The sequence below is a fragment of the Euzebya pacifica genome, assembly GCF_003344865.1.
GTDB classification, from domain to species: domain Bacteria; phylum Actinomycetota; class Nitriliruptoria; order Euzebyales; family Euzebyaceae; genus Euzebya; species Euzebya pacifica.
This window is the reverse complement of the sequence record NZ_CP031166.1, coordinates 227,050-248,581: the sequence shown is the minus strand read 5'-3', so window position 1 is coordinate 248,581 and position 21,532 is coordinate 227,050. Positions and strand designations below refer to the sequence as shown.

At 70.8% G+C, this 21,532-nt stretch carries 18 protein-coding genes; 7 read left to right on the top strand and 11 right to left on the bottom strand.

All coding sequences use genetic code 11. The features are described 5' to 3' along the window. Positions 1-48 precede the first annotated feature (48 nt). From DVS28_RS26375 to DVS28_RS26360, 4 genes are all read right to left on the bottom strand, one after another. Positions 49-819, bottom strand: a complete 771-nt coding sequence (locus tag DVS28_RS26375; RefSeq protein WP_114594642.1) for a hypothetical protein — start codon at positions 817-819, stop codon at positions 49-51. A 64-nt stretch (positions 820-883) separates the two neighbouring features. Beyond that, a complete protein-coding gene (locus DVS28_RS26370; protein WP_164711121.1) occupies positions 884-1,267 on the bottom strand; it encodes a hypothetical protein in 384 nt (127 codons plus the stop codon). Between the two features lie 34 nt (positions 1,268-1,301). Beyond that, the gene (locus tag DVS28_RS26365) at positions 1,302-2,456 is read right to left on the bottom strand and encodes a hypothetical protein (protein ID WP_114594640.1); all 1,155 of its coding nucleotides are present in this window, start codon (positions 2,454-2,456) and stop codon (positions 1,302-1,304) included. A 2-nt stretch (positions 2,457-2,458) separates the two neighbouring features. After that, a complete protein-coding gene (locus DVS28_RS26360) occupies positions 2,459-3,358 on the bottom strand; it encodes a hypothetical protein (RefSeq protein WP_114594639.1) in 900 nt (299 codons plus the stop codon). Positions 3,359-3,444: 86 nt separating this feature from the next. On the opposite strand from DVS28_RS26360, the gene DVS28_RS26355 reads away from it, so the two are divergent. The 6 genes from DVS28_RS26355 to DVS28_RS26330 all read left to right on the top strand — a co-directional run bounded on the left by DVS28_RS26355 (position 3,445) and on the right by DVS28_RS26330 (position 14,113). Next, a complete protein-coding gene (locus DVS28_RS26355) occupies positions 3,445-4,038 on the top strand; it encodes a hypothetical protein (protein WP_114594638.1) in 594 nt (197 codons plus the stop codon). Positions 4,039-4,101: 63 nt separating this feature from the next. After that, positions 4,102-4,422: a hypothetical protein gene (locus DVS28_RS26350; RefSeq protein ID WP_114594637.1), complete on the top strand. Its 321-nt coding sequence runs from the start codon at positions 4,102-4,104 to the stop codon at positions 4,420-4,422. Next, positions 4,422-4,706 carry a hypothetical protein gene (locus DVS28_RS26345; RefSeq protein WP_114594636.1) on the top strand — a complete coding sequence of 95 codons (285 nt, stop codon included), beginning with the start codon at positions 4,422-4,424 and terminating at the stop codon, positions 4,704-4,706. Before DVS28_RS26350 ends, DVS28_RS26345 begins: the two co-directional genes overlap by 1 nt. A 404-nt stretch (positions 4,707-5,110) precedes the next feature. Next, on the top strand, positions 5,111-10,969 hold the full coding sequence (locus DVS28_RS29375) for an ATP-binding protein (protein ID WP_216826644.1): 5,859 nt from the start codon (positions 5,111-5,113) through the stop codon (positions 10,967-10,969). Continuing rightward, the gene (locus tag DVS28_RS26335; protein WP_114594635.1) at positions 10,969-13,656 is read left to right on the top strand and encodes an ATP-binding protein; all 2,688 of its coding nucleotides are present in this window, start codon (positions 10,969-10,971) and stop codon (positions 13,654-13,656) included. Before DVS28_RS29375 ends, DVS28_RS26335 begins: the two co-directional genes overlap by 1 nt. Before the next feature lie 103 nt (positions 13,657-13,759). Continuing rightward, complete coding sequence (locus DVS28_RS26330; RefSeq protein ID WP_114594634.1) at positions 13,760-14,113, top strand: hypothetical protein; 354 nt, start codon at positions 13,760-13,762, stop codon at positions 14,111-14,113. On the opposite strand, the gene DVS28_RS26325 is transcribed toward DVS28_RS26330, so the two are convergent. Further along, complete coding sequence (locus DVS28_RS26325; protein WP_114594633.1) at positions 14,099-16,384, bottom strand: hypothetical protein; 2,286 nt, start codon at positions 16,382-16,384, stop codon at positions 14,099-14,101. The genes DVS28_RS26330 and DVS28_RS26325 overlap by 15 nt on opposite strands. Positions 16,385-16,498: 114 nt before the next feature. Next, entirely contained in the window at positions 16,499-16,852 is a 354-nt protein-coding gene (locus DVS28_RS26320) for a hypothetical protein (RefSeq protein ID WP_114594632.1), read from the bottom strand. Between the two features lie 136 nt (positions 16,853-16,988). Between DVS28_RS26320 and DVS28_RS26315 the strand changes: the two genes are divergently transcribed. Continuing rightward, on the top strand, positions 16,989-17,966 hold the full coding sequence (locus tag DVS28_RS26315) for a hypothetical protein (RefSeq protein WP_114594631.1): 978 nt from the start codon (positions 16,989-16,991) through the stop codon (positions 17,964-17,966). Here DVS28_RS26315 and DVS28_RS26310 read toward each other — a convergent pair. The 5 genes from DVS28_RS26310 to DVS28_RS29370 all read right to left on the bottom strand — a co-directional run bounded on the left by DVS28_RS26310 (position 17,963) and on the right by DVS28_RS29370 (position 21,381). Next, positions 17,963-18,340 carry a response regulator transcription factor gene (locus DVS28_RS26310; RefSeq protein WP_164711120.1) on the bottom strand — a complete coding sequence of 126 codons (378 nt, stop codon included), beginning with the start codon at positions 18,338-18,340 and terminating at the stop codon, positions 17,963-17,965. The two genes, DVS28_RS26315 and DVS28_RS26310, sit on opposite strands and share 4 nt — an antisense overlap. Continuing rightward, positions 18,337-18,999, bottom strand: coding sequence for a hypothetical protein (locus DVS28_RS28845; RefSeq protein WP_164711119.1), 663 nt, complete (start codon positions 18,997-18,999; stop codon positions 18,337-18,339). Before DVS28_RS28845 ends, DVS28_RS26310 begins: the two co-directional genes overlap by 4 nt. Before the next feature lie 46 nt (positions 19,000-19,045). Continuing rightward, positions 19,046-19,537 carry a hypothetical protein gene (locus DVS28_RS26305; RefSeq protein ID WP_114594629.1) on the bottom strand — a complete coding sequence of 164 codons (492 nt, stop codon included), beginning with the start codon at positions 19,535-19,537 and terminating at the stop codon, positions 19,046-19,048. A 75-nt stretch (positions 19,538-19,612) separates the two neighbouring features. Then, positions 19,613-20,206, bottom strand: a complete 594-nt coding sequence (locus DVS28_RS26300; RefSeq protein ID WP_164711117.1) for a hypothetical protein — start codon at positions 20,204-20,206, stop codon at positions 19,613-19,615. Between the two features lie 284 nt (positions 20,207-20,490). Further along, on the bottom strand, positions 20,491-21,381 hold the full coding sequence (locus DVS28_RS29370; protein ID WP_216826648.1) for a hypothetical protein: 891 nt from the start codon (positions 21,379-21,381) through the stop codon (positions 20,491-20,493). Positions 21,382-21,532 lie beyond the last annotated feature (151 nt).

The window sequence follows — 21,532 nt, the reverse complement described above, 5'->3', positions numbered from 1 at the left end:
CTACGGTAGCGGACGAGGTGGACGGCCCCGCGCTGCACAAGAGCCGGGTCAGTGGGCGAGGCGGAATGCGGAGCGCCACGGGGCGGGGCATCCTGCGCGGCGGAGCACGTCGACCGGTCGGGTCAGGTTGGGGCAGGCGGCGCCCCACAGGTTCAGGTGCGGCCGGTCTGGCAGCGCTTCCCATTCGTCGAGGAGTGTGCTGTCGGTGTCGTGGCCGAGGTCGGTGAGGGCTGCGGCGTCCTGCGGGTGGTAGCCGCGGGAGGACCACACGGCCGCTTCGGGTTGGGTCATGCCCAGGTCGTCCCAGGCGGTCATCAGGTCCAGGGTGTGGCCCCATCGGGTGCCCCAGGTGTCGTCCCATGCGGCGGTGTCGTCGGTGAGGTCCTGGACGTGGGGGTTGCCGTAGGTGTGGACGCCCGGCCAGTCGTTGGGCAGGCAGGCGATGGTGGTGTCGATCTCGTGGAGCGCCTCCCACAGCAGCCGGACGGGGACTGGCACTCCTGCCGGGTCGGCCCCGGGGGCGTGGTCGGCAACGATCGCGCAGTAGGCGTCCCACGGGTCGCCGCCGACTTGGGCCATCGGCACGATCGCGTTGAGCGTCTCCGTCCATGCGGCGTCATCGATGGCGGCGCGGACGGCGTCGGCGTGGGCGCGTGCGGCCCGGTTGGCCACGAGGATCGACCGGAGTCCGTCGATGGGTCCGAACTCGCCGGCGAGGTCCGGGGTGGTGCCGACGATCGCCCATTCGGCGGCCGACCCGAACGCGGCGTTGATGGTGCGGTGCGGCGCGACCCGGCCGAGCAGGGCTGGCCAGTTCACCGGCGTTGGCGGCATCGTCAGTGGGCGGTGCGGACGTCCGTTGCGTCGCGGCCCGACGGGCGGATCACTTCTTGTCCTCCGGGGGGGTCTGCGCCTGCCGGCGTCGCTGTTCTGCGGTGATCCGCAACCAGTCGGCGTTGCCGCCGCCGTCGAGGTTGATCGGGGCGTCGTCGGTGGGGTCGGGCCGGTCGGTGTCGCTCATGGGCACCATGGTCGCACGGGACGTTGACGGTCCGGTCGGCTGGATGGTCGGGGCTGCCCGCATCGCGGCCCGTGCGGTCGGGCATGGCCACGGGACCGGTTCGATCGGATGGTCGAAGTGGCCATAAGGGGTGCATTGGACGCAGCGGTCGGTCAGGAGCGTGTCGGGGTGGTGCCGGGAGAGGACGTCGGCGGCGATCAGGTCGAGGTCGTCCTGGGAGGCCGGGGTGTGGCTGGGGTCGGTCATCGCGGTGATGGTCCCACGGTGGACCGACAGACGGTCACCACAGGTCGTTGGGTTCCCAGGCGTCATCGGTACCGTCCCATGCGGACTGCATGTAGGCGTCGTCGGGGCCGTTGTCCCACCAGTCGTCATCGGGCAGGCCGGCGTCGTCATCCAGTTCGGCCCATGTCGACTTGACCGTCCCGGCAGCGCCGATGACGATCGCTTCGGCCTCCCGTGCGTCCCCAGGGCCGGTCGCCGGGACCGACCAGACCGATTCGGCGGGGACGACGGCATCAACGAGCTGGCCGTAGGACTGCAGGCCGTCGCTCGGCCACGGTTCGCCCATCCCGGCGAACCACTCGGCGGTGTGGACGTCCAGCGTCCACGAGGATGCCGCGTTGGAGTCGACCCGTTCGGTGCTGTCAGCGGTCAGGTTCGCACCGAGCCGGCGTCGTGCCACGTCCACGGCGGGATGGCCGGAGGTGGCGTCCCACCGCATGCCCCGGTACAACCGCAGGTGGGTGATGCCGCGCTCGGCGAACTGCCGTTGGGTGTGGGCGTACTGGGTCTGCACGTAGGCGTCGATCAGCGGTTCGGCCTCGCGCAGCAGGTCGTCGTGGCCGGAGGGGTCGTTGGTGCGGCCAAGCGCCCCCCCGAGTTCGCGCATCCCGGTGGTGTTGGGCCACGACCCGTCCCCGCCGGAGGTGGGGCCGGTTGGCACGGGTGGGTCGAACACCCTGCTGATCGAGCGTTGCACGGCGTCGGACAACGGGTTGTTGACGGCCGTTTCCACCCAGGCCTCGTCGACGGCCTCGACCAGGGAGTGGGCGACCGTGACCGGGTCGGCGGAGGGGAACCGTTCGGCGAGCAGGGCCGTGAGCGCGGGGTCGTCGTGGAACCGTTCGGCCAGGAGGTCGGCGACCTCCGAGAGCCCTGCGGGGTTGGTCGACAGGTCACCGACGCGAGCGGTCGCCCTGGTCCCACCGGGACGCAGGGGACGTGACGCAATGGCCCTCCGTCCCCGCGTGACCTCATCGGGAACCAGCGTCTGCTTCGGGGGAGCCGAGAGGGGGTCGGCGGCGACGATCGAGGCGGTGACGGTCCGGTGGCTGTCGATCACGGCGACGGCGGCGTCGGGGACGACGGCGGCGCGGACCCGGATGGTTCGCCCGTCGGGCAGGGTGCGCGAGTGGGCCCGCCGGATCCCCATCGCTACTCGCCGTCCATGCCCTTGAGCCAGTCATCGGCACCGTCGGCTGCTCCGCTCAGGTAGAACGCCATCGCGTTGTCCTGGGCCTCCTCGGGCGTTTCGAGGATCTGGTTGCTGCCGATGGCCGGGAGCGCGAGTCCGCCCGCCCCGAGCTTCTTGGCCTGGTGGGCGTCGTTGTCGCGGTTCTTGATGACCGCGACGCCCCTGGTGAGCCACTGGGCGGCCTGCCGGAACCGGTCGGCGGCCTCCGCCGACGTCTGGGTCGGGTTGGCCGTGTCGAGGCCCTGCATGGCGTCGACCGCCAGTTTCCGGGCGTAGGCGCGGGCCGTGCGGACGTTGTCGTTGTCGGGGTCCAGCGACAGGGTGCCGTGCTCGGTCGCGGAAGCGAGGGCCGCTGCGACGCTGCTGTGCGCCGCGTCGGTGTCGCCGGGATCGCCGTTGCCGCTGGCGGGCACCGCACGCATGACCGCGGCGGCCACGAGCAGGTTGTGGGCGGCGCCCTCGAGACGGGCGATCTGCTCGGGGATCGGCATGTCCTTGGCGCCCGACAGCATGGCCATGGACGCGGTGACCGCCTGGTTGGCGCTGCCCCAGGCGTGGCTGGGGGTGGGGAACCGGCCACCGAGGCTCTTGGCGGCAGCCTTGACGTGGTTGCGGGTCTCGGTGTCGGCCTCGTCGCGGAGGGACTCGGTGGCCGGGCCGTCGAAGCCGGCGACGATCGAGTCGAAGTCCGTCACGGCGAACGGGTCGGCAGCGGCTGCGGCCGTGGACGCAGCGGGCACGTTGACGGTCGCCTGGCCGGCCTTGGGGTGAGATGCCCCGCACGTGGCCCCCGGTGCCGCCACCGGGTTCTGGCAGGGCGTGCCGCCATGGGTCGGCTTGTTGCACTTGTGTCCTGGCATCGGAGTCCCCTGGTGTGGTGTCGGGTCGATGCGGTCATTCCGGGTCGTGCTGCGCCCGGGGCAGGTCCGGGACGACCATCCAGCGTGTGGAGGAGTGGAACGGCGACGCGTTGGGGCAGTGGCGCTTCGACGTTCTGCCGATGGTCGTCGAGGGCCTGGTCACGGGGGCATGCGAGGAGGACCGGTGGTTGGGGTGGGCGATGCAGTCGATGCACGACGCGGCCTACCAGGGGGCCCTTGGCGGGCACGGCGCGGGGTTCCTGATCACCGGCGGGCGTGCGGCCACCGAGCTGCTGTGGGCGTTCGTGTCCTCCTATGCGGGGATGAACGACTACGGCGCGGGGCCGGTGGTGTGGCTGCGGGTCCGTGACGGCGCTCGAGGCGGGCAGTTGCCGGAGATGGCCTACGGCTGGCTCGGCAAGCAGCCCAAGCGGTGGGGCCGGGAGAAGTGGTCGACGTTGATGCGGTGGATGGAGGAGCAGTCGACCCGCGTGTTCGTCGTTGAGGGGATCGACCGGTTCGCCGACCTGGAGGACATGCCGGTGTGGCTGCGGGCCGCGACCCGTCAGGGCGTGGCCGTGATCGCAACCCGCCGCAAGGCCGGTGGGGGCATGTCGGACCTGCGGATGTGGATGGCGGACCTCGACATGAGCGGACGGGAGCCCCTCGCCCCCGCCTGACCCTTGACCCCCCAGCAACATAGTGCTACGATACGTAGCACTACACTGGAAGGGAAGTGGGAAATGATCACCGACACCGCCATCTCCTCGGCAGCCGCGCGACTCGCCGTCGCCCTCATCTTCTCCGTCGTGCCGGGGCCGTTCGGCTTCATCGCCTCCGTCGCCGCCGTCATCTACGCCCTCAAGCTCATCAAGCGCTCCCTCGCAGCGATCGGCTCCGCCCCCGCCGTCGGCGGCCTCTGCACCCTCGCCGCCGGCGCCGCCGGCATGACGGCCTTCTCCGCCGTCGTTGGCACCGGGCCGCTGCTCCTGCCCCTGCTGGCCACCAGTGCCGCATGGGTCACCGGCCGCCCACGCACCGCCGCCACCACCGCGAGCGTCTGATGGGCCCGGACCCGTTGACGGTGCGCCTGGCCACCACCGTCGTCCAGCTCGCGCTCCTCGCCCTCGTCGGCGGCGCGTTCCGCCACCTGCTTCTCTCCCCCGCGTCACGTGAGCTCTGCCGGACGGCCCGTGAGGACCTGCGCGGTTTCGCCCGATCATTTCGGGTGGATGTCCCGGTTGGGACCGGCCGCGGCCACCGCCGCCGGGTTGCCCCGCCAACCCGACAGGCGCAACGCCACCCACACACGGCTGTCGCCGCCGTCCGCCTCGACGTGGACGGCTGACCGGGAAGTCGCCCCGGCCCAAGCGACTCTCGTTGCGCACGCAAGATGGGGTGCGGGGAGGACGGCTGCTCAGCGATGTGGACTGTCTGGTCGGCGTTGGCGTGGGCGGGCGTGAGCGGCCATGGCATCACCCGGCCACGCGGGCTCGACGTGCTCGAGCGGTGGCTTGGGGCGGGCGGTGGGTCGAATGTTCCCTCACCGACGGCATGCTGATCCTGCAGTTGGGTCGGCCGCAGTCGCAGGTCCGTCAGGGGGCCGCGTTCGTGGGGCCTTCATCACCGCCTCGACCCTCCCGACTGGCGCTTGCCGAGGGTCCGCCAGGGCGCGTGTGAAGGGACAATTTCAAGAGCCGTGTTCCTTTTCCTCCCGACCAATGTCGCGCCCACCCGCAATGATGTCAGGCGATGACGAGAGCGACGTGCACCTGTGGGGGCCCCACCCCCGATGACTACGACCGGATCGGCCGGATGCTGCATCCGCACTTGGCGGACCTGCCAGTGGAGACGGCCGACGCGGCCCTGGGCACGATGCCGGACGAGGTGCGCCGTGCGACAGCGGAGATGCTCATCGAGAGGCCGGCGATCAAGGGGTCGGTGCTCACCAGGCTGTCGTCGAGGCGCTATCAGGAACGGTGGGGCCGCGCGCTGCACAACTTCGCCGTGGCGCTCAACGACATCCATCCGGACTTCGCCGAGGCGATGGACCAGGGTGGCGGCCTCGCCGCCGTGCGGGAGGCCGCAGAGGTGTTCTGCGCGGAGCACGGCATCGGCACCACCAGGCTGCTGCTGCTCGCCGACGTGGTTCGTGCACGGTCGGCCATGGCGCTGGCGCTGCTTCGGCACGACGACGTCCCATGGCAGACCGAGGTCGACCCGGAGCTTGTGGTTCTGGACGAGGACCCCTCGGACCTGCTGGTGCGAATGCTCGGCGGAGAGCCCGACCAGCCGGCGGCGGTCCTGGCCTCGTCGCTGCTGGACCTCAGCGAGCAGGTACAGGACTTCCTGAGTGGCGACAGCGATGAGAACCCCTTCGATGGCAACGAGCACGGAACCGTCCTCGCGTGGCTCGTTGCGGATGCCTACACGCGTGCACACGCCAGCCTGCTGATGACGGCAGAGGATCCCGACAGGCTTCGGCAGGTAGCAGCCGCGGCGGCGCAGGCCACGGTGGTCGCGGCGCTGGCGTGGGAAGCGATCGCGACGGCCATGGCCGAGGACGACCGGTTCGATCCCGATCCCGACCCGGCCGAGGACGGGTTCGGGTCGGAGGAGGCCAAGCAGTTGCTGGTCAGCTGGGCGCGGCGACTGGACGAGCGCGGGTCGGTCGACCCGCTGGAGCGGTACGCGACGCTGGTCGGCGAGCCACCGGCGGACACGGTTGCAGCCGCGCTGCGCGACGCGGCAGCCGATCCCGACACGCCGCACCGCGATGCGTTGCTGGCAGTGCTCGAGTGGTTGGACGGCGACCGCTCCCCCGCCGCGGTCGGACAGTTCCGCGCTGGCCTGCCCGACGAGGTCGACCAGTTCCTCCTGGCGGTGCACGGGCCAGCCTTGCTCCACTTCACCGACGACGCCCCCGAACCCACGGCCGAGCCCGAACCGCAGCCCGACCCCGAACCGGAACCGGAACCTGAGCCCGAACCGGAACCGGAGCCCGAACCGGAACCGGAACCGGAGCCCGAACCGGAACCGGAGCCCGAACCGGAACCGGAACCCGAACCGGAACCGGAACCCGAGCCCGAACCGGAACCCGAACCGGAACCGGAACCCGAGCCCGAACCGGAACCGGAACCCGAACCGGAACCGGAGCCCGAACCGGAACCCGAGCCCGAACCGGAACCCGAGCCCGAACCTGAGCCCGAGCCTGAGGCAACGCGGCCGTCAGTGGCTGACCGGCACGACGCCGCCACTCTTGACGAGGCCGTTCACGCCTACCTGCGAGCCGGCCGGTTCGCCTCCGCCGCCGCGACCGCCGACGCAGCCGAGCGAGTCCATCCCGGCACCCACTTCGAGGCCCTGTCCGGCGCCGTCCGGTTGTTCACGATCGCGCGAGCCATGCGCCGGTCCGAGGGGCCCATGGCAACCGCGTTCGACGCCGCAGTGCCGCTCACCCCACCCGACGTCCTCCTCGGCGACGCCGAGGCAAGGGTCCTCACCATCGCTGCGGCACTCCGCGCCTGCATGATCTCCCCCTGGCGCACCAACCACTTCGCCCGCCAGGTGGCCGACGCAACGGAGGGCATGCGGGCGACCAACCGGATCCTCAACGCCGTGATCATCGCCGCCCAGCAGGGGCTGATGGTCGGCTCCGACGGTCCCGTGGAAGTCCTCGGCCCCCCCGATGACACCGCAGCCGTCGACGCCGCACGCGAAGCCGCAGCACGAGTCCGGGGCGGCAAGGACCGCACGATCAAGCACGGGGCATCAACAGCGGTCTGGCGGACCTGGATGAGCGACGGCGACGACGGCTGGCTGATGGCGCTGCTGCGGCCCGTCGCAGCCGACCGACGCGAGAAGGCCAACGAGGTCGCCGCCGCCCTCGCGGAAGCCGAGAGGGTTGGCCTGGACCGACTGATCGACCGGGTCCACAACCGCGGACCGAAACTGCCGGACCCGATCCTGTACGGGGCACGGGAACGACTCATGGCCTGGGCCGAGCAGTGCATGGACATCGTCCGTGACTGGCTCGACGCCATCCCCGCCAACGAACGGGCTGACCGCGACCACCTGGTCGAGGTCGCCGACACCCTCCGCGCCGTCCTCAACGACTCGCTGGACCGCATGCACGACGAACTCGGACACGCCGCAGGCGACGGCAACGGCTGGATCGTCGACGTCGTCTGGCCGGCGGTCACCGGTGCCGTGTCAACGGTGACCGACGGCACCCGCATCAAGGGTGCCGAACCGACCCGCGCCAAGGTCCTCGGGGAAGACCTCCTGCTCACCACCCTGCCGCTGGACGACACCCACCGGCCCGAGGACGGCCTCACCGTCGAGGAACTCCTCGACCCGCTGCTCGAATCGGTGGGGCACGCCCCCACCGACCTGGTCGCCGCCTACGAACGACGGATGGAACTCGGACACCTCGGCGAAACCGCAGCCCTGCTGTCGCTGATCGAAACGGCCGATCCCGACACCGCCGAGACGTTGCGGGCAGTCCGGGAGTCCCGGCTGGCCGCCGAGCACGATCGGCTCGCCGACGAGCGCGACCGAATGCGCACGATGCTGTCCACCGCCCGACGGCAGGGCTGGTTCGGCACTGACGACGCCGCCGCTGCCGATGCCACCGCTCTGCTGGAAGGTGCCGACCCCGCCACGGCGCCGGGAGCGGCCAGGCGGCGGCTGGTCCGGCTCGAGCGGCGGCTCGCCGACGCGCGTGAACGGGCGATCAGCCGGACGTTGGATCGCATCGATGCCACGCTGCCCGAAGGGGCTCGGGACGCCGCCCGCGCCGCTGCGCTGGCGGGACGAACCGCGGTGGCCGACGAAATCCTTGCGTCCGGGACGCCCGACAGCCGACTGGTCGACACCGACGCCGCCGAACTCGATCCGCTCATCGAACGGTTCATCGGGTTCCTCGACGGGTTCGACCCCCAAACCGACCCGCGTGGGCTCCCCCAAGCCATCGAGTCGGGAAGCAAGTGGGCCGGCCTGTCGTTCCCCGACCCGGCCCTGTCGCGTGCCGCTGACGTCATGGTCGAGTGGGTTGCGGACCGTCGCGCCGACACCGGCGGCATCAGGACACTGCTCGCTGGCCTTGGGCTCACCACCCAGACCACGCTGTCCAAGGGACGGCAGTCCTCCGCCCACTACGACACCTTCGAGGTGACCGGCGCCGCCCAGTTCGGGGCGGCAGTCCCCCAGTACGGCTCCTCCGCCAGTGGGTCCTACCGGATCGCCATGGTCAAGGGCAACGTCAAGACCGCCGAGGCGCTCAACGACATCATCCGGTCCCTCACCGTCGACCGGCCCCTGATCGTCGTCTACGCCGGCACCGTGTCCAAGGCGGTCCGCAACCGGATGGCAGCCACCGCGACCAGCGACCACCCCTACGCGCTGCTGGACCTGCCGGCAGTGGCCATGGCCCTCTCGGTCCCCTCGCTCACGTGGGGCGACACCCTGCGGCTGGCCCTGCCGTGGTCAGCGGTGTCGCCGTTCCGCGGCAAGGGCAGCATCGTGCCGCCTGAGGTGTTCGTCGGCCGCGACTCCGAACTCGCCCAGCTGATGCGGCCCGACGGTGCCCCGCTGGTCTCGGGCGGACGGCAGCTCGGCAAGTCCTCCCTGCTGCACACCGCCCGCCGGCGGTTCGAGGCGGCCTCCGATGACTCCGTGGCGGTGTATCGGGACGTCCGCAACGTCGGGAAGAACGAACCCGCATCGGCGGTGTGGGACGAGATCGCCCACGAGCTGCGGCGCAGCGACGTGGCCGTCCCAACCGGCGGCGACGCCGCCCGCAACGTCGAGACGGGCATCCGTGAATGGCTCGACGCCAACCCGTCCAGGCGACTGCTGGTGCTGCTCGACGAAACCGACCACCTGCTCAACGCCGACCGGCCCGAGGACTTCCCCGTCGTCACCGCCATGCGGCAGGTCATGGACCAGACCGATGGCCGCTGCAAGTTCGTGCTGGCCGGCACCCACAGGGTCCAACGGTTCGCCCGCGACCCCAACAACCCGTTCACCCAGCTCGGCACCCCGATCAGCCTCGGGGGGCTGACCCCCAACGAAGCGCACCGGCTGATCACCAGGCCCCTCGCTTCCCTCGGCTACGTCCTGGACGGCGGCGTCGCCGACCTCATGGTCACCTACGCCAACATGCATCCGGCGCTGGTCCAGACCCTCGGTGAGAAGCTGGTCAGCCACATGGTCGCCACGCGCGGCACCGGCGGGCCGCCATGGCAGATCACGGAGTCCGACGTCGAGCAGGTGTGGGCATCCAAGGCATTCGCCGACTCCGCAGAGGAGAAGTACAAGCTCACCATCGACCTCGACCCCCGGTACGGGGTGATCGCCTACTCCCTGGCGCTGCTGGACCTGCGCCACGGCATGGGTGCCGCCGTCACCGCCGACGACCTCCGCCAGATCGCCGTGGAGCGGGCACCCGACCACTTCGCCGTCGACGAGGACACCCTCCCCGACGAGTTCAAGGTCCTCCTCGACGAGATGGTCGGCCTCGGACTCCTCGCCGGGTCCACCGACGGCCGCTACCGGATGCGGTCGCCCAACGTCACCCGGATGCTGGGTGACCGCGGACGGTTGGAGTCCGAACTCGCCACCGCAGCCAGCCGCAGCCGCGACGTCGGCTACAACCCCGAGCACGACCGGGTCTACCTGAAGTCCGACCGGACCGCCGTCGCACCACTGTCGTTTGCGCAGACCTCCCGGCTGACCGCACCGGGACCGGACCGGGTCGTGGCCATCTTCACCTCCCCGGCACTGGGCGGCAGCCACCTCACCGCTCAACTCGAACAGGAAACCGAGGCGCGCCCCGGGGTCGACACCAAGGCGCGGGACCTGACGCGGGCCGACCCAAGGATCCCCGAAGCGGCCACCGACAAGCACCGGATCGTCATCGGCGACGTCACCGGCTCCGACGCTGCTGCCATCGACGCCGCGATCGTCAACGCCCACCAGATGCTGCAGACCGACCATGCCGGCTCGGTCTGCGCCGTGGTCTCCATGGACCCCTCGGCGCTGGACTGGGTCGAGGGCCGAGCCCGCCTCGAGAAGTCCCTTGGCGTTGCCGTGGACCTGATGACCGCCAAGCGTCTCGGACCGGACGCAGTGCGGACGTGGACAGCCAACATCGAGGCCGCCGTCGACGCCGCCGACGCCACCGAACTGCACCGGATGACCGGCGGCTGGCCGCTGCTGCTGCAACGCTCCGTTGACATGCACCTGCGCGAGTCCATCCGACTCGTGGACGCCGCCGCCCGCGTCACCCAGACGCTGTACGCAAGCACCGACGACGCAAACCGGTTCCTGCGGGCCGTCGGCATGGACCGGCTCGACGACACCCACCTCGACGTGTGGGGGCTGCTGCTGGAGTTCACCATCGACTTCGGCACGACCGACCCGCCGACAACCCTGACACCGGCTGACCTGCGAGCCTTCGCAGAGGACTTCGGCGGCACCACCGTCGTTGACCACGCCATCGAACGGCTCGCACTCATGCAAGCCGTCACCATCACCGATGACGGTGCCCTGCGGCCCTGCGGCGCCCTTGGGCGACTCTGGAACCACTACCGGCGGAGCGGACAGTGATGCACACCCAACCAGCCCCTGTCCTGCGAGCCGCGATCCTCGCGATGCCCGACGGGCCCGCCCGAGAACTGCTGCGCGACGGCCGCAACCCCGGCGTCCGAAACCTGCTGCGCCAGCTCGGCGTCAGGGTCGACCCCAAGTACGTGTCCGGCGGTGCCCCCAAGCACGTTCGGACCCTGCTGGCACGACTACCGGACGACGACCTACCACTGATGTGCCAGGTGCTGGTCAATCCGATGGTCGAGCACGCCCGCACCGTCATCGGGCCAGAGGCCGCCAACAATCCGACGGCCGAGGAGTTCGACACCGCCGTGCGGGCGACCACGGAGAAGTACGGCTGGCAAGCAGCGGTCGTGCTGGTCGCCTCCATCGCAATGATCGACGTGCCCGCAACCCCGATGTCCCAAGCGATGCTGGACGGCTACGCCGATCCCGACGACGGCCACCTGCGCCGCATCCTGACCGGCTGTGCCCCGGGGACCGGAGTGCCCGACCAGCTGCCGGGGCACGACGCCACCCTCATCGCCGACCAGCAGGGCCAGACCGTCGACGCCGGCCAGGACGACCCCGGAGAAGGTGTCACCACTCCGCTGACCGGCGCGTCGCTGTTCACCCCGCTGGACCGCACCCTCATCCGGGCAGCCGTTGGATCGGCCATCGGAGCGGAGAAGGCGCTGAGCAGGGCCGACCTGGTCCGCCAGACCGACGAACTCATCCTCTCCACCCCTGACCGTGCCAGGTCGTGGTTCCACTCCGGGTTCGTGTCCGGCATCGATGCACAGGCCGAGGAACAACCCGCCCACGACCCCAGCTCCACCGGTGCCAACGACGAACGGCGGCACTGGTGGATGATCGGCAGGCTCGTCGGTGCCCGACGCGCTGGCGACACCGCCACACTCCTCGCGGAGGCCACCGGCCGCACCGACCTCGTCCGAGGGGTGATCGCTGACCGGGTCGCCGGTGCCGACGTCACCGCAGCGGTCTGCGAAGCACTCCTTGACGGGGAGGACACCATTGCGTTGGCAGCCGAGATGCTGGCGGAGCGTCGTGACGCCTTCGATGGCGGCGGCACCACCATCAAGCGGTACGCCACCCGCGCCACGGTCCTGGTCAGCCGGCGCGACATCGCCGACGCCCGCCGGCTCGTCGAGGCCGCCATCGGCCATGCAGACGGGCTCGTTGATCCCGACACGACCGCCCAGTTGGGGGTCGTGCTCGCCTCCACGCTCCGCGCCGCCGGCGACTTCGACGCCGCCACCGACGTCCTCAACAGCCTCCCCACAGACATCCGGTCGGCCGCCACCGCAGACGTCGCCGTCCAACGGGTCCTGTGCGCCACGGACCTGCGGTTCGTCGAGGATGTCCCCTCCCCCATCGCCGACGGCGACAACGTCGTCACCGACCTGCTCGCCAGTCACACCGGCGAGCTCGACGACGCACTCGTGCACGCCCCGGGGCATCCGGTCGCGGCGCTGCTCGCCGGGTACGCCGCGTTCGCCGCGGGTGACCACCGGCGAGCCGACGCTGCCCTGGATGTGGCCGTGTCGGCCCTCGACAGCCACCCGGCGCTCGCCGGCACCCACCTGCCGGCGGAGGCGGCCGGCCACCGCGGCATCGCTGCGCTCCGGTCTGCTGCCAACGCACGCGACGCAATCCGGCACCTCAGCCGAGCCGTCGACGCTGGCTGGCAGCCCCCGACCGACCTGCTCGTCGGTGTCGCCGAAGGGCTGGTGCTCGGCGGACCGGCCAGCCAACGCGCCGCAGGGCCGTTCCTGACCTGGTGCCTTGCCAACGCAGCCACCCGAGCCCCCTTCGTCGGCTGCGTCCTGCTGGCCGTCGACGACGGCGTGACCGGCAGCATCCCGACCGCCCTGGGGCTCATCGACGCCCCCGGACTGACCGCAACCGAGACGTTCGACCTCGCCGAATCGGTCCTGCGTTCGGGCCAGTGCCCCGACGGACGCTACGACGACCTCGTCGCACTCGCCGCCGACGCCGCCATCGACTGCGACGACGCCAAGGTCGCCGCCACCTGGCTGGAACTGCTCGACAACGACGACACCCTCCGCGCCCACCTCGGCAGCGACGACGTCGACGCCCAACGGATCGCACTCCGTGTCGCTCGCGGCGAACCCGAACTTGCGGCCGCAGCCGCCCACAAGGCGTTCTGGCGGCACGTGGACCACCCCGGACACGAGGCCGACCCAGAGGACCTGTTGGAGCTGGTCGACCGCTACGGGGCCAACGGGTTCGACCTGGATGCGATGCGTCGGGCAGTCAGGGTCGAGGAGACCGTCGACGGGATGGCCGCACGACTGGCGGCGCTCGACAGGCCCGTCCGGGTGCTGTTCATCGGCGGCAAGGACGCGGACCACGAACGGGTCCGGAAAGCCGCCGCCATCGCCACAGAACACACTGGGGTGGCCGTGGAGGTCGAATGGCAGTCCGGATGGGACCCGCGGTGGCCGGACTGGTGCAAGGCCTTGTCCCGCCGTTCCGGCACCAACGTCCCCGACGCCGCAGTGGTGCTGCGGTTGATGCGCACGACATTCGGCCGGACCGTCCGACCGATCCTGGGCGATCTCGGCGTGCCGTGGCAGGCGGCCTGGCAACCGTCGATCAACGGCTACGCCAGGGCGATCAGCGGGGCAGTCGCGGCGTTCGACCGGATGACGTCCCGGTCCTGACCCTGCTGCACAGGGAACTGAGCGCCCGACGGCTGCCTCGTCCGCCCCGCGACAGGCATCGACGTCTGACCTGCAACTGGGTCCCGGACGACCATCAGGTCCGATGAACGAACGTCTTGCCCTGCTGACCGCGTTCGCGGTCACAGCTGCCGTTGTCGTCACGCTTGACGCCACCCCGGCGCGTGTCGCCGAGGCGATCACACACCCTTCCAAGGCGTCCGCACTCGCGGCGTTCGTGTCCGCAGGCGGCGCCGTCATCGCCGGTGCTGTGGTCGTTGCCGCCCTGTGGGCCGTGAGGTCCGCGTTCGCGTCGGAGGAGACGATCCGCGGCGCCAGCCTGTTCGATGAGGTGACCGCCGAGCAGGCCGCTCACGACGACCGCATCGTTGCTGAGGCCGAACGGATCCTGCGCGATCACAAGGCCCCGACGGACCCGGACTCCTTAGAAGGGGGTTGAGTGGAGGTCCTCGGCGTCGACGAACAGCATCTCGCCGTCGCTGCGCCGCTTGACCGCGACCGAGTCGGTGCCGTCGTCGGCCATCATCACCGTGACCTCCTCCATCTCGCCGCCGGTGTCGAGCCACAGGTCTGAGCCCTCGACGATCTCTGCGCCGTCGGCCCCGGTCGTGGCGTAGTCGCAGTCGTCGCAGACGGCCCACTGGCCGGGGTGGCCGCCCACGGGCGTGCCGCAGGAGGTGCAGTGGTTGCCGGCGGAGTAGTCGTCGTCGGGCACGGGGGTGAACGGGTCGGCTGGGGGAACGATCTTGCGGGCCTTGCCGATCCCGTTGTCCTTCGCTGCGGCCTTGCGGGAGGCACGTTTGGCCTTCTGCTCCTCCGCCCAGGTGCCGACCGAGGCGACGCAGTCGGTGCAGCGCCACCGGTCGGCGTCGGACTTGCGGACGTTGACGCCGTCGAACGGGTTGTTGCAGACCTCGCAGTTCGACCGGCCACCGCCCCATGACCCCGAGCCGTACTTCGGCTTGGGCGCCCCCAGGTAGCCGGCGTCCCATTCGTGCTTCTCGATGGTGACGAGCCGGGGGACGTGATGGATGTGGCCGGTGCCCTTCCCCTCGCTCATCTTGAGCACGTCGGCGTTGTCCTCGAAGTGGCCGACCGGGACGATCCCGAGGACATCGAGGAGGCTCTCGATCTCACGGGCCTTGAACGCGACCTGGCCTCCGCCCCACTGGGTGCGGTTGGCCTGGTGGTCCACCCCCCCGCCCTTGTTGCGCGGCATGGCGAGTCCAGCGATGTCCTGGGAGGAGCCGGGGAGGAACACGTCGGTGATCTCAAGGCCGGTCTCGGCGGCGAGGTGGCCGAGCCATTCACGGGTCACCGTCTCGCATCCAGCCCGCCAGGTGAGCGCGACGGGAACAGGGGGGATCCCGTCTGGGCCGGTGTTGTCAGCGATCGTCTGCTTGATCGCCTCGACGGTGTCGGTGCGGATGTGGCGACACTCGTCGTTGCCGACGAGGCTGTTGTCCTTCTTGGAGCAGCAGTGCCACGAGTCGTAGACCGTGCCGTCCATGTCGACGAAGACGATCTTGCGGCCTCGGAGGTGCTCAACGGCGGGGAGGTTCTCCTTGGCGGCGGCGGGACCGACAACGGCGTCGTTGGCGTGGGCGTAGCTGCGGAAGCCCGCCTTGGGGGCCTTGGGGGCCGTTCGGGCACGTTGGGCACCAGAGGCCTTGCGACGGTCCCGTGGGAATGACTGGGGGGCCTTGGCGGATGCCTGGCGGGTCTTCCACCGTCCGATGCCGCCGGTGACGCGTCCGTCGTGGTCGGGGTTGGCCTGGGAGGTGCCGGCGAGGTGGCCGGCGGCGTCGGCGTCGGGGTCGGACCAGTGGGCGTGCAGGTAGCAGGTGACGGTGCCGTCGGCGGCGGTCTTGGTGCAGCGTTTCCCCGAGTGGGCGATCGCGGTGCACAGGTGGGTGTCGGTGGTCAGGACCGTGTCGCCGTCGCGGTGCTGGTCGCACGTCGGTCGGCCCCAGACCGACCGGCGGCAGCGTTGACCACCGGTGGTGATGCCGATGCAGATGGAGCCGTAGGCGGGTGGCCGGTGGCCGCCGCACCGGCCGGTGGTGGACTTGGTGGTGTTGGGGCAGGGGTCGTCGTCGCTGCCGCCGATGCACCAGGCCTTCACATCGCGGGTGCGGATGTCCCTGCGGTGCTGGTCGCTGCCACGGGCGGCGAGGCCGAGCTGCGGGCCGCTGCCGATCAGGTCGATCAGCCGTGGTTCACGGTCGTTCAGGATGTCGCGCTCCGCTGCGGCGGACCGTTGCGGAAGCCCGTCGGCACGGTCCGTTGAGGATGGCCCGTGTACGCCTCGGTGCTTGATGCACACCCCGGTCCGGGACCGGGTTGGCCGGCCGCATCCTCCATGGGTGCAGGCGGTGAGTGCCATGCCGTCGTGGATCAGGTCCTGGTAGCCGGGCGTGTCGGGACCGGGTGCGTTGCCGTTGGAGTGGCACGAGGCGCACAGCCCGTCGCGTGCGGTGGTGTTGGCTGCACATCCCGGGCCGGTGCAGACGGTGGTGACCCCTGACATCTTCAGCGCCGAGCCGTGGAACGGGTCGCCGGCGGCTTGTGCGGGCAGGTCGCGGAGGCCGACGGTCCCGCTGGTGAACGGGTCGGAGGCTGCGGCACGGCTGGCCGTGGCGTCTGCGCTGCCGTTGCGCGACGCGCTGCTGCGGTGCTGGTGGCAGCGGCCGCCGGTGGTGTGACGCATGCAGGCGCCGCCATCGGTGGTGGGCGCCAAGCAGCGTGTGCGTGTTCTGGGCAACTGGACCGGCCTCCGGGGGGTGGGTTCACCCCGTCCATTCCGGAGGCGGCCGCCCCGGGGTCAGTCGGTCACGCGAAGGGAGGGCGGCAGCGGGGTTCCCGAGGTCACGACGTTGAACCCGCGGAGCCTGGCGACGGCCGTCGGTTCCACGGCGACATCGGGCCGCATCGCCCGTTCGAGCTCATCGGGCAACAGGTCGGGGGTGTAGGTGCCGAACGCTGCGCATGCCATCCATGCCACGGCTGTGGGAACCATGGCAAGGCCAATGGCGACCGCTGCCATCATGACGGGTTCGACCATAAGGACCGTGCCGGCACGGGCCTCCGCCCACAGCTCGGGGACCCCCAAGGCGAACATGGCGGTCGTCAGGGCCACAGCGAATACGAGCCATGCCGGTTTGGTGTCGTAGTCCATCAGGGCAATCACTACCCGAGCGCGGAGGGCTGTCGAAGCCGCGTGACGGATGGTGATCCCAACATCACATTCCGGACAATTGCCCTTTTGTGCTACGATAGCGAGCACTACGGGGTTCTGGGAGGAGGTAGAACGGATGGTCACGGGCTACGACCCGGCCGAGCACGGCGGCGACATCCTCCCCTGGGACGCAGACTGGGCCGCTCCCGCCATCTCTACCCGACTCATGGAACGGTGGATCGAGCACGGCCCTTCCACCGACCGGGTCCCCGACCTCCTGCACCTGTTCCTCGGCCCTGCACTGTCAACCCATGCGGCACTCCTGAACGACCCGCACGGACGCCATGCGCGTGGATGGGCCGCGACCGCACGGGCAGCAGGACGACCGCTGCGGGAGGAACGGGCTGAGTCCCTCGCCGCACTCGCGCTTGTCGACCCGTCCCTGACCGCACGGGAGCTCGCGGCCCACGCGGCGGACTTCCTGGCCGAGGACCTCGACACCATGTCGGAGGACTTCCTGTGGGCAGTCGGTGACGTGCTCATGACCGCCGGGTCGCTGGCGATCGACCGGCCGACACTGGCCCGCGACACCGCAACCTTCGTCGACATCGCGGTGCGGCGGCCCCGAACCATCCGGCACGCCTCCCGGCTGCGGTCACGTTGGTCGTTGCCGGCGTCCCTGTCCCACCCGGTTGTCCTGACGGCCGTCCAGGCGTGGGAGGACGCCGGCGCGACACCGCAACGGGCCGCCAAATGGGTCCACCATGGCGTGTGGCACCCGCAGGACGCCCACGACTACCACGACGCCGGTGTCAGGCCCCCGCTCGCGCAGGACCGGCTGGACGACGCCGTCGACCGGGTGCTGGCGTTCCTCGCGTCGGACGAGTCTCCCCGCTCCGCGCGGATCGTTAAGGCGGTCACCGTCGCAGCGAACGAGGAGGGGTTCCCGGTGTCAGCAGTGGCCGAGGCCACCGACCACATCGACCCGGCGGTCGTTGCGACGTGCCGCCATCTCGCCGTGGGGCTGGGGACGGAACCGGTTGGCAGGTTCGGGCTGGCAGAGCGGCTGTTCGCCCGGATCCGGCCGGTCGCCCGCCGGGCCGCCGACGGCTAGGAGGCCTTCGCGGCGATCAGCCGCGTGAGGGTCTGGACCAGTTCGTCGGGCTCGAACGGCTTGGACATGAAGTGGTCGGCGGCGGTGGTCCGGTCACGGTCCCAGTCGGTGGCCTTGGCGGTGAGCACCAGGACCGGCACCCGGCTGTGCTGGTGGCGCGGGTCGCGGCGGATCTCGTCGAGGACCTCCCATCCGGTCATCGCCGGCATCATCAGGTCAAGGACAACGGCGTCGGGAAGCCGCTCCTCCATGGCATCCAGCGCCTCCTCGCCGTCCCTGACGGTGGTGACGTCGAACCCGTCGGCGAACAGCACGGCCTCCACGACGCCCCGCACCGACGGTTCGTCGTCGACGACGAGGATGTGGTGGCTCACGCGATCGCTCCCTGCGCTTCGGCCCAGGCGGGCCGGTCCGATTCGGGCATCTCCACCCCTGTATCGGCAAGGACCGACGCGATCGCACGTCCCAGCGGCGATGACCGCAGCATCTGCGGTGGGCAGTCGTCACCCATCACCAGTTCGGCGGTCTGGGGGTCGTCGGGCAACCGGCCCTTGGGGCCGACCCGCAGCACCTCGGCGACGCCGTTGCGCCCGTCCAGCAGGGCGGTTACGGACTCCACGTGTGGTGGGAGGTCGCGGACGAGCAGCAGGCGCCGGTCAGCGGTGTGGAACAGTCCGGCGGAGGGGCCGCCGATGCGGCCGCAGTCGACGACGACGGTGACGCCGGCACGCGACACCCGCTGCAGCGGGCCGGTCGCAGCGGTCACCACCGGTGGCATCTCGACCGGGAGCACCGGGCCGGCGAGAACCACGGCGCCGGAGGTCCTGGCGGTGCCGTGGACTGCGGGGTCGTCGGCGCCGTCGGTCCGGGCCCATCCGTCAAGGCCTTGGCCGTAGCCGTGGGCGAGCAGCGAGCCGTCCCCGTCGGCGTCGACAACGATGACGTAGCCGTTGGCGGTGGCGAGGTCGGCAGCAGCGAGCGCCACGGTGGTCGCACCGGGGCTTCCTCGCAGCGAGGCAACAGCGATCAACATCGCTGTTGATGGTCGGCCCCGACCGGGACGGTGCCGCCCGGGCTGGTCACGCGGCGGCGTACCGGTGGACGCGCTGGTGGGGCATGTCGAACATGCCGGCGGCCTCGCGGTAGGAGTGTTCCCTTGTGACGTAGTCGATGCACCGACTGCGGGTGACCCGCAGGGCCTTCTGGAACGACACCAGCACCTCGATGGCCTGCGCACACTCCTTCACCCGTGCGACGGGGTCCTCGATGGCGGTGACGCGCTCGAGGTGGGCGTCAAGCGCGGCGATCAGCGGTTCGTTCTTGGGTCGCTTGCCGGGTGCGGGCGGCCATCCGCCGCCGTTGAGGATCTGGGAGACGCGTTGGCGTGACATCCCGAGGACACGGGCGACCTGTGTGCGGTTGGACCCTGCGACCTTGGCGGCGATGGCCTTGCGGCGCACGTCGCCGAACCGTTCGATGTAGGACCCGGCAGCGGTCGACCAGTCCCGCGCGTCGGCCTGGGCGTCGACGGGATCGGCGATCGAGCCGATCGTCTTGATCGTCGCGGTCATTGCGGTCCGTACTTCATCCATGTGAGGCCCACCGTAGCCCCGCGGGGGTGCGGGAACGCCCGTTCGCCGTCGAGGTCATAGCAGCGACAGGAACTGTTCGATTTCGTCCTCTGACATCGCTTCGGTCCACATGTCAGCGGTGCCCGCGATGACCTCGGGGGTGACACCGACGCTGTGGAGTCGGGCGATGACGGAGGGGGCCATCCAGTCGGGGTAGGCGTCGCAGTAGCGGGGCGGCAGCCGTTTGGCGGCGAGATAGGCGATGTCGTGGCCGTCGAATCGGACGGGCCAGTTGTCGGCTGCGGAAGGTGTGAGGCCGGCCCGGTGGAGCTCCACGATCTCCGATCCGGAGAACCGTTCCGGGTAGGGGTCGGCGGTGGCCGGGTCCAGCCCGGCGGTGATCATCGCGACCAGCTCACTGCCGAAGGTGAACCGCTGCGGCCATCCTTGGGCGCGCTCGGGTCCGATTCCGGCTTCGACGAGGTCGCGGATCGATGACGGCACGAGGTGGCGGGGGTAGGCAGCGACCTGCTCCGGGGTGATGCCCTGGGAGCGAAGGATGCGGATGTCGAGGTCGGTGAGGCCGAGCAGTCCTCCGGTGGTCCACCGTTCCGGGGCGTGCTCGGCGCACCGGGTTTCGCCGGGACGGGCCGGTTCCGGACATGCCAAGCCGTCTGCGGTGGTGTATCCGCAGGTTCGGGTCGCGTCGTGCTGGCCCAACACCGGCCTTCCTTCACACTCCTCGTGTCGGGTGTTGATCGTGGTCCGTCGCCGTCGTCATGTCACGTCGTTCTGAATGGTGGTCCGTACAGACCACTGTGTCGCATCATCGGTGCTGGTCCAACCGTCCGGAGGCGGCACGACGCCCCGCCGGCGGGTTGGGAAGGGTGCCGGCGGGGCGTCGTGGGGGTGTGGGCGGACGGGAAGGGGGTCCGCCCACGGGGTCGTGGCGGCTAGAAGACGGCGTCCTCGGGCTGCCGCAGGGCGGCCTCGGCCTCCTCGGTGACCTGGGCTGCGGCGTGGTCGCACAGCAGGCCCCACAGTTCGGCGCGCTTGGCGGGGTCGGCCATGGCGGTCTTGTTGAACAGGTCGGCGGCCTCGGCGATGGACACGACGGTCGCGCGGTCCAGCGACAGGGTCTGCTCGGCCTTGGCGACGATCGCCTTGCCGGTGGTCGGGACGTCGTTGCGGGCGTCGTTGGCAGTAGCAGCCTGCGCGGGGGCGGCCTGCGCGGGTGCGGTCTTTCCGGCCGGTTCGGGCGCGGCCTCCGCGACGGGCGCCGGGGCGGCGGTCACGGACGCCGGCTTGGGGTTGGTCTGTGCCTGCTCGACGGGCGGGGCCGCGTCGGCGGTGTTGCCGTAGCCGCCCTCGGGCCCCCGGTCGACGAGGGCCACGACGACCCAGGTCTTGCGTCCGGCGTGCTCCCCCTCCTTGATCTCGTCGGCCTGCTTGAACACGCGGACCCTGTGGCCGATGAGGGCGTTGGCCTTGGCCTGCATCCGCTTGCCGGCCACGGAGGTGGCGAAGTGGGAGGCGATGGTCTGGATCTCGCCGGCCTTGGTGTCGCCCCGGTCGACGTTCTCCGACTCGATGTAGAGGCGCAGGCGGCCCTTGCCGGCACCGGAGCCAGCACCGCCGGGGCTGATGTCGACCTTGCGGAGGATGCCGTTGAACTGGACGCACTCGAGCAGGTTGGCCATGTCGTAGCCGACGAACCCGAGGAGTTCGGCGGCGGCGTCCATGACGTCGAGCTTCCACCCGTAGGAGATGCCGCCCTTGGCCGGGCCGACGGCGCCGATGGCGGCTGCGGTCAGCAGGGCCGGGTCGATGGTGTCGTTGCTCATGGGGTCCTCCGCGCGTCTCGTGCGTGTGGTGGGGGTTGTCATTCCGAGGTTCTCATGAGGGTGTGACACCCATCCACCTCAACTGCTAAGAACGATAGCACATGACAGCGATGTCGGCAAGGGTCAGCGCGATCTCGTCGCACGCACTCGC